5 protein-coding genes are annotated in these 6,844 nt (G+C 46.7%); 1 reads left to right on the forward strand and 4 read right to left on the reverse strand.

What is annotated here, in order from left to right:
* A partial coding sequence (locus EWV68_RS20905) for a Uma2 family endonuclease (RefSeq protein WP_287170920.1) occupies positions 1–365 on the reverse strand: 365 nt, incomplete at its 3' end.
* Positions 366–408: 43 nt separating this feature from the next.
* Complete coding sequence (gene accC / locus EWV68_RS20910) at positions 409–1,755, reverse strand: acetyl-CoA carboxylase biotin carboxylase subunit (protein WP_002734953.1); 1,347 nt, start codon at positions 1,753–1,755, stop codon at positions 409–411.
* A gap of 488 nt (positions 1,756–2,243) precedes the next feature.
* On the opposite strand from accC, the gene hisD reads away from it, so the two are divergent.
* Positions 2,244–3,500: a histidinol dehydrogenase gene (gene hisD / locus EWV68_RS20915; protein WP_061431950.1), complete on the forward strand. Its 1,257-nt coding sequence runs from the start codon at positions 2,244–2,246 to the stop codon at positions 3,498–3,500.
* 8 nt (positions 3,501–3,508) lie between these two features.
* Here the strand turns inward: hisD and EWV68_RS20920 are convergent, their stop codons facing one another.
* Entirely contained in the window at positions 3,509–4,720 is a 1,212-nt protein-coding gene (locus tag EWV68_RS20920; RefSeq protein WP_287170921.1) for an ABC transporter permease, read from the reverse strand.
* A gap of 307 nt (positions 4,721–5,027) precedes the next feature.
* Positions 5,028–6,602 carry a glucose-6-phosphate isomerase gene (locus tag EWV68_RS20925; RefSeq protein ID WP_061431952.1) on the reverse strand — a complete coding sequence of 525 codons (1,575 nt, stop codon included), beginning with the start codon at positions 6,600–6,602 and terminating at the stop codon, positions 5,028–5,030.
* Positions 6,603–6,844 lie beyond the last annotated feature (242 nt).

Consider the following 6,844-nt stretch of genomic DNA (forward strand, 5'->3'; position numbering starts at 1 on the left):
GGAGACATTAATTCAATGACAAAATCGGGAGATAGAGGTAAAAATCTTTCCTTTTGTTGCGGGGTTAAAGCTTGCCATTTTTCTAAAGGTATCCAAGCAGCATCGGGAGAGCGATCGGCTCCGTTAGGTAGTTTAAATCCTCCAGAAGAATCAAAAACTACACCTAATTTATGTAGGTTATTCCATAACCATAATTGGGCAGTGATTCCAGCGTTAGAATTGCTGGTTTCTCCTCCAGTCGGTGGCATAATAATTAAATCTCCTTTTGGGTTGCGTTCCAAGCGCAAATCTCGGTTATCCTGACAAAGTTGAAAGAACTGTTCATCGCTGAGTTGAAACGAGTTAAATTTAACTTCTACTGTCATTATTATCCCCAACCTACTCTCGTCTAAAATTCATGGTAACGCGCTAGGGCAAGAGATGTTCTTGGATGAAATTAGTGTAAACATCTCCGGCTAAAAAGGCGGGAGTTTCCAATATTTTACGATGGAAATCAATAGTCGTCGGTACTCCCGTGATCGCACATTCCCGCAGGGCGCGTTTCATGCGTTTAATCGCAGTTTCGCGATTTTCTCCCCAGACAATTAATTTACCGATTAGGGAATCGTAATAGGGGGGGATTTCGTAATCGGTGTAAACGTGGGAATCCATGCGGACACCGGGACCGCCGGGGGGCAGATAACCGCTAATTTTGCCGGGGTGAGGGCGAAAATTGTGATCGGGATCCTCGGCATTAATGCGACACTCGATCGAATGCCCTCTAAATATCACCTGATCTTGCTTAATTTGCAGTTTTTCGCCCTGTGCCACCAGAATTTGTTCTCGGATCAGGTCTATCCCCGTGATCATCTCCGTGACGGGGTGTTCCACCTGAATACGGGTGTTCATTTCCATGAAGTAAAAATTGCCGTGTTTATCGACTAAAAATTCCACAGTTCCCACCCCGACGTAATTAATCGATTTAGCGGCTTTAACGGCGGCATTACCCATTTTTGAGCGTAAATGGGGCGTTAAGAAGGGGCTGGGTGCCTCTTCTAGCAGTTTTTGGTGTCGTCGCTGAATCGAACAGTCTCTTTCTCCTAAATGGATCACGTTACCGTGACTATCGGCCAAAATCTGAAACTCGATATGTCGGGGACATTCGATAAATTTTTCTAGATATACTCCTGAATTGCCAAAAGCCGCTTCTGCTTCTCCTTGGGCGGCTTTTAACATATTACCTAGTTCATCTGCACTCTTGACAAGACGCATCCCACGCCCTCCACCGCCGGCGGTGGCTTTGATCAGGACAGGATAACCGATGTCATCAGCGATACGTTTTGCTTCCGCTTCTGAGGTAATTAAACCACCACTGCCGGGGATAGTGGGAACTCCCGCTTTTTGCATGGTTTTTTTAGCGGTAGATTTATCCCCCATAGCCAGAATAGCACTGGGAGACGGACCGATAAAAGTTAACTGATGATCGGCACAAATTTCGGCAAAGCGGGCGTTTTCTGCCAAAAAACCGTAACCGGGATGGATCGCCGTGGCGTTGCGTGTTAGGGCAGCCGAGATGATATTAGGGATATTTAGGTAACTTTTGCTACTTGGGGGCGGACCAATACAAACACTCTCATCGGCCAGTTGAACGTGAAGGGCATGGCGATCGATGGTAGAGTGGACGGCAACGGTTCTAATGCCCAATTCTTCGCAACTATGAAGGATTCTTAAGGCGATTTCCCCGCGATTGGCGATTAATATCTTGGCAAACTGCATTGGACGACCACGAGATCAGGCTGGTGTGATAGGCGACTATTTAGTAGAATATCTGGTTTTGTTACCTTGGGGAAATCGGGCTGGCTGTTGGGAAGTGGGGAAGTGGGGAAGTGGGAAAGTGGGAAAGTGGGGTGTGGGGAAGTGGGGTGTGGGGTGTGGGGTGTGGGGTGTGGGGTGTGGGGAATTGGGGAATTGGGGAATTGGGGAATTGGGGAATTGGGGAAGTGGGGTGTGGGGAAGTGGGGAAATCGGGAAGTGGGGAGATGGGGAAGTGGGAAAGTGGGAAAGTGGGGAAGCTGTCTCATCACCCTATCACCCCAAAACCCTATCACCCCAAAACCCTATCACCCTATTTCCTGACTCGTACCTACCGACGGCTAAAATAACTGACTCCGTCTCCCTCCCCGGTCAAGATTGAAAGCGATAAGCTAGAGTGTGAGGAGTGAAAACTTTTTAATCTCGTTTCGCCCCTAGAGGATAATAGCTCGATGTTGCGAATTATCACAGAGCCATGGTCAGCCAGAACGGAACTGAGACGAATTCGGGAACGGTTCGACGATCCGGAAATTCGGGAAAAAGAATCGCTTGTCCGAGAGATTGTCGAGCAGGTGCGACTTTCTGGCGATCGCTCGTTGGTGGATTATACGGAAAAATTCTACCAACAGTCCCTTAATCTACAACAACTAAAGGTGAGTGGCTCGGAACTTGATGCTGCTTATCAACAGGTGTCGCAGGATTTATTAAATGCGATCACCGTTGCCAGTGAAAAAATGGAGGCTTTTCATCGTCAGCGTCTTCCCAAAGCTTGGGTCCAGTTTCCTGAGGATGGTACGGTTCGGGGGAAACGTTATCAACCGGTTAACAGCGTGGGAATTGTCGTTCCCGATGGGAAACGGGCCTATCTCAGTTTATTGCTCCAACAGGCGATTCCAGCCAAAATAGCGGGGGTTAAACGGATTGTCATGGTATCTCCTGCCGATGAGGATTTACGCCTCCATCCGGCGATTTTAGTGGCAGCCCAATCTGTGGGTATTAGTGAGATTTATCGGGTGGCTGGACCACAGGCGATCGCCGCTCTAGCCTACGGCACAAAAACGATCGCTCCCGTGGAGATGATTGCCGGAATAGGTGATTTTTATACTAATTTGGCGAAAAAACTGGTTTCTGACCGTGTAAAAATCGATTATCTCTCTATTACTTCTGATTTGGTTATTATTGCCGATAGTCAAGCCAATCCCAGGCAGTTGGCCCTAGATCTATTAGCGCAAGCGGAACAGTATTCCCTGGCGGCAGCGATTTTATTGACGACGGATAAGGCTTTGGCCTTAATAGTACAGGAAGAAGTACAAAAACAGTTACAGGTACATCCCCAGAGATTGTTAACGGAAAAAGCGATCGCTCATTATGGTTTAATCGTGGTGGTGGAATCATTGGAGAAAGCGATCGAATTATCGAATCTTTTTGCTCCCACCCATTTATCTTTGATGATCGATGAGCCTTGGGAAAAGCTATCTTCTGTGAGACAATCGGGAACTATTCTCCTCGGTTCCACTACTCCAAAAGCGGTGGCTGATTATTTGGGTTGTCCCGTGGGAGTGGAAACTTTTCTCGATTCCGCCACTTTAATCGAATATCCTGCCGATTCTTTCGCCTCCATAGCCCACAATCTGCAAATATTAGCGCAAGCGGAGGGATTTACGACAACGGACGCGGGTATAGAATCCCGAGGTCAGGATAAGACCTAGAGAAACTATCATCTTCTCAAAGCAACTATTGGGTCTAATTTAGCGGCACGATGAGCGGGAACAACACCGAAAATTAGACCGATGGCACTAGAAACTCCTAAAGCGAGAATTATCGCAGGGATTGAGACACTGGTGGTTAAAGCGGCAAAAATTCCCGCTAGATACATTCCTTGAATGCCGACAAAAATCCCGATAATTCCGCCAGTGGTGGCTAAAATCACCGATTCAATGAGAAATTGACCTTTTATATCCCCTTCTTTCGCTCCTAAAGCCTTTCTTAACCCGATTTCTTGGGTTCTTTCCGTGACTGACACGAGCATAATATTCATTACGCCGATTCCCCCGACAAAAAGGGAAATACTGGCGATCGAGGCTAACATTCTAGTTAAACTCTCGTTAGTCTCTTTGGTCATTTCTAGGACTGCGGTTTGGGGGAAAATCTGCACATAATTCTCGTCGCTGACCTGATGACGCATTTGCAGCAGGTTGCTAATCTGAAACTGAGCGGCTTTAATTTGGGCAGAGTTTTTGGCCAAGACAGAAATATGAGTCAGGGGAATGCCATAGATAGCTCTGCGGCCTTGAACCTGATTAGACATGGTAGTTAGGGGAATTAAGGCTCGATCGTCCTGATTAGCCTCAAATAAGGAGCCTTTCGCCTGTAAAACTCCAATGACTTGAAAACTAAGATTGCCGATGCGAAGATTTTCGCCGACGGGATTGCGATTACCAAAGAGATTTTTGGCTAATTCCGATCCCAAGACAATCACCCGATTATCCCGTTTCAGGTCAGATTCCATAATAAATCTACCTTTAGATAGTTGACGGTTACGCACGTTTAGGTACTCGGCTCCCACCCCAATCAGGGGGCTATTACTGGTTCTATTACCGAAGGATAAAATTCTTGTACCGCTCAATTCGGGAGAAATGGCGGCAATGGCGGGAACTTGAGATGCGATCGCTTGAGCATCTTCGTAGGTGAGAGGCCGGGGATTAGGAATTGTCCGCCGGACATTGCGCGAGGAGGTGGAAACAAATAAAACATTCGGTCCGAGAGCTTCAAACTGCTCGAGGGCGACTTTTTGCGCTCCTTCACCCACCCCCACTAGGGCAATGACGGAGGCGTTACCGATAGCAATTCCTAGCATGGTCAGACCACTACGCAGTTTATTGCCCATCAAAGCGGAAAAAGCCATTTTCAGGTTTTCGAGCATTTCCATGGTTAGTTATATTCAGTAATCAGTAAACAGTGATCAGTAAACAGTAAACAGTGAAAAGTAAACAGTAAACAGGGATAAAGATGAAGATAAATAAGTAGTCGTGCAAAATTAATTTCCTAGTGAAGATAGGCAAAAGGCAAAAGGCAGGAGGCAAGAGGTGGTTAGATATGTGTAATTAATTTTGCTTAGGTACTTAAATAACTAAATAACTAATTAACTTACATCTGATAACTAAATAATTAATTAACTTAAAACTTACATCTGATAACTGATAACTGATAACTGATAACTGATAACTGATAACTGATTAGCGTGCAGAGATTTGGAGCGTTTCCGGTTTGCTTAAATCGCCGGTAATAGTTAAACTGCGCCGATTAGCGTTGAGATGACGGACGATTTTATAGATAGCCTCAACTTGGTCACTAGCGCTGATTTTGGCCGCTAGAGTGGCTAAGTCGAGAGAAGTTCCCGTTTCCCGAACAACTTGCACGATTTTTCTTTGTAAATCCAGAATAGAAGCGGCGGCTTTTTTCCCTGCTTCTACCCCGGGTTGATGGTAGGCGTTAATATTAACTAAACTAGCATAGAAACTAACGGCCCGTTCGTAGAGGGCAATTAAAGCTCCTACCTGACGGGGAGTAACCTCTGGGATAGTGATAGTGATAGAGTGACGACTATTTTCGTATAAAGCTTGTCGAGTACCTTGCAGTAATCCTGAGAGAAAATCACCGGCAGTGGAGCCGGTTTCCACTTCCAGGGAATCTCCTTGTCGGTCTTTTAACACTTCAATAAAAGTAGCGAAGAAATTGGGAACACCTTCTCGTAATTGTTGGACGTAGGCGTGTTGGTCCGTGGAACCTTTGTTACCATAGACGGCGATCCCTTGGTACACCTTATTACCATCGAGGTCTTTTTCTTTACCGAGGGACTCCATCACCAATTGTTGCAGATAGCGGCTAAAGAGATAGAGACTGTCTTTGTAGGGCAGAATCACCATATCTTTCTCTCCCTTGCCCTTGCCCTCATGATACCAGGCTAGAGCCAGTAGGGCGCTAGGATTTTTTTTCAGGTTATGGACGCGGGTGGCGATGTCCATTTCTTTGGCCCCGGCTAACATTTCATCAATGTCGATACCCTGCAAAGCGGCCGGGAGAAGACCGACGGCGGATAGTTCTGATGTACGACCACCGACCCAATCCTGCATGGGGAAACGAGTTAGCCAATCTTGGGCGTATTTGTCCAGTTGGCTACCAGGCATAGTGACGGCGACCGCGTGTTGCGGAAAGTCTAAATCCAGTTTTTCGTAAGCGTTGCGGACCTCTAACATTCCGTTTCTCGCTTCGGGAGTGCCGCCGGATTTACTGGTGACGATAACCAGGGTGGTAGCTAAGGGTAAATGGGCTAGGGTGCGATCAATGCCTTTGGGGTCGGTATTATCAATAAAAGCAATCTCTAAGGGGGGATTAAGGGGGGATAGAGCCTCGGCAACGAATTGGGGACCCAAAGCAGACCCCCCGATGCCTACACAGAGAATATGGGTGAATTTTGACCGATTGGGCGGCTTAATCGCTCCGGAGTGAATTTTCTTGACAAATTCTTTGATCTGTGCTATGGGTTCGGTGATTTCGGCCCGCAATTCCTGGTTAGGAGCGAGTTCAGGAGCGCGCAGCCAGTAGTGGCCGACCATACGCTGTTCGTCGGGATTGGCGATCGCACCCTGTTCTAAAGCTGCCATATCTTGGAAAGCGCGCTCAAATTTTGCTTCTAGACCTTTGAGAAAAGCCTCATCGAAGGGAATCCGACTGACATCGAGATAAAGTTCTAGGTTAGGGTGATAGTATAACCAATCTTGGTAACGTTGCCAGAGTTGCAGATTATCCATAAAAAAAAGCGAAATTTTTGTTTAATTACTCGTTTAGGAGAGATAAGATTTTATCCTCTCCAATCATCATACAGGTAGTTTTAGACTAGAAGTTGACATCCTCGCCGCCGTAAAACGGACGGCGATTCCCAAACCTCACGATTTGGGTTTCTGCTTCTGTCCCGAAGGATTTTTCGCACCTGCCTTAACAGATTTACTCTGTTCTGGTCTTATGGTCGCTCTACAGACTGACACCGCAAGCC

Origin of the sequence: Microcystis sp. M_QC_C_20170808_M9Col (assembly GCF_007095495.1) — a bacterium.
Classification (GTDB): Bacteria; Cyanobacteriota; Cyanobacteriia; order Cyanobacteriales; family Microcystaceae; genus Microcystis; species Microcystis aeruginosa.

Bases quoted from the DNA above. Each gene is read 5' to 3' on its own strand.
- accC (WP_002734953.1), bottom strand. From the start codon at position 1,755: ATGCAGTTTGCCAAGATATTAATCGCCAATCGCGGGGAAATCGCCTTA.
- hisD (WP_061431950.1), top strand. From the start codon at position 2,244: ATGTTGCGAATTATCACAGAGCCATGGTCAGCCAGAACGGAACTGAGA.
- EWV68_RS20920 (WP_287170921.1), bottom strand. From the start codon at position 4,720: ATGGAAATGCTCGAAAACCTGAAAATGGCTTTTTCCGCTTTGATGGGC.
- EWV68_RS20925 (WP_061431952.1), bottom strand. From the start codon at position 6,602: ATGGATAATCTGCAACTCTGGCAACGTTACCAAGATTGGTTATACTAT.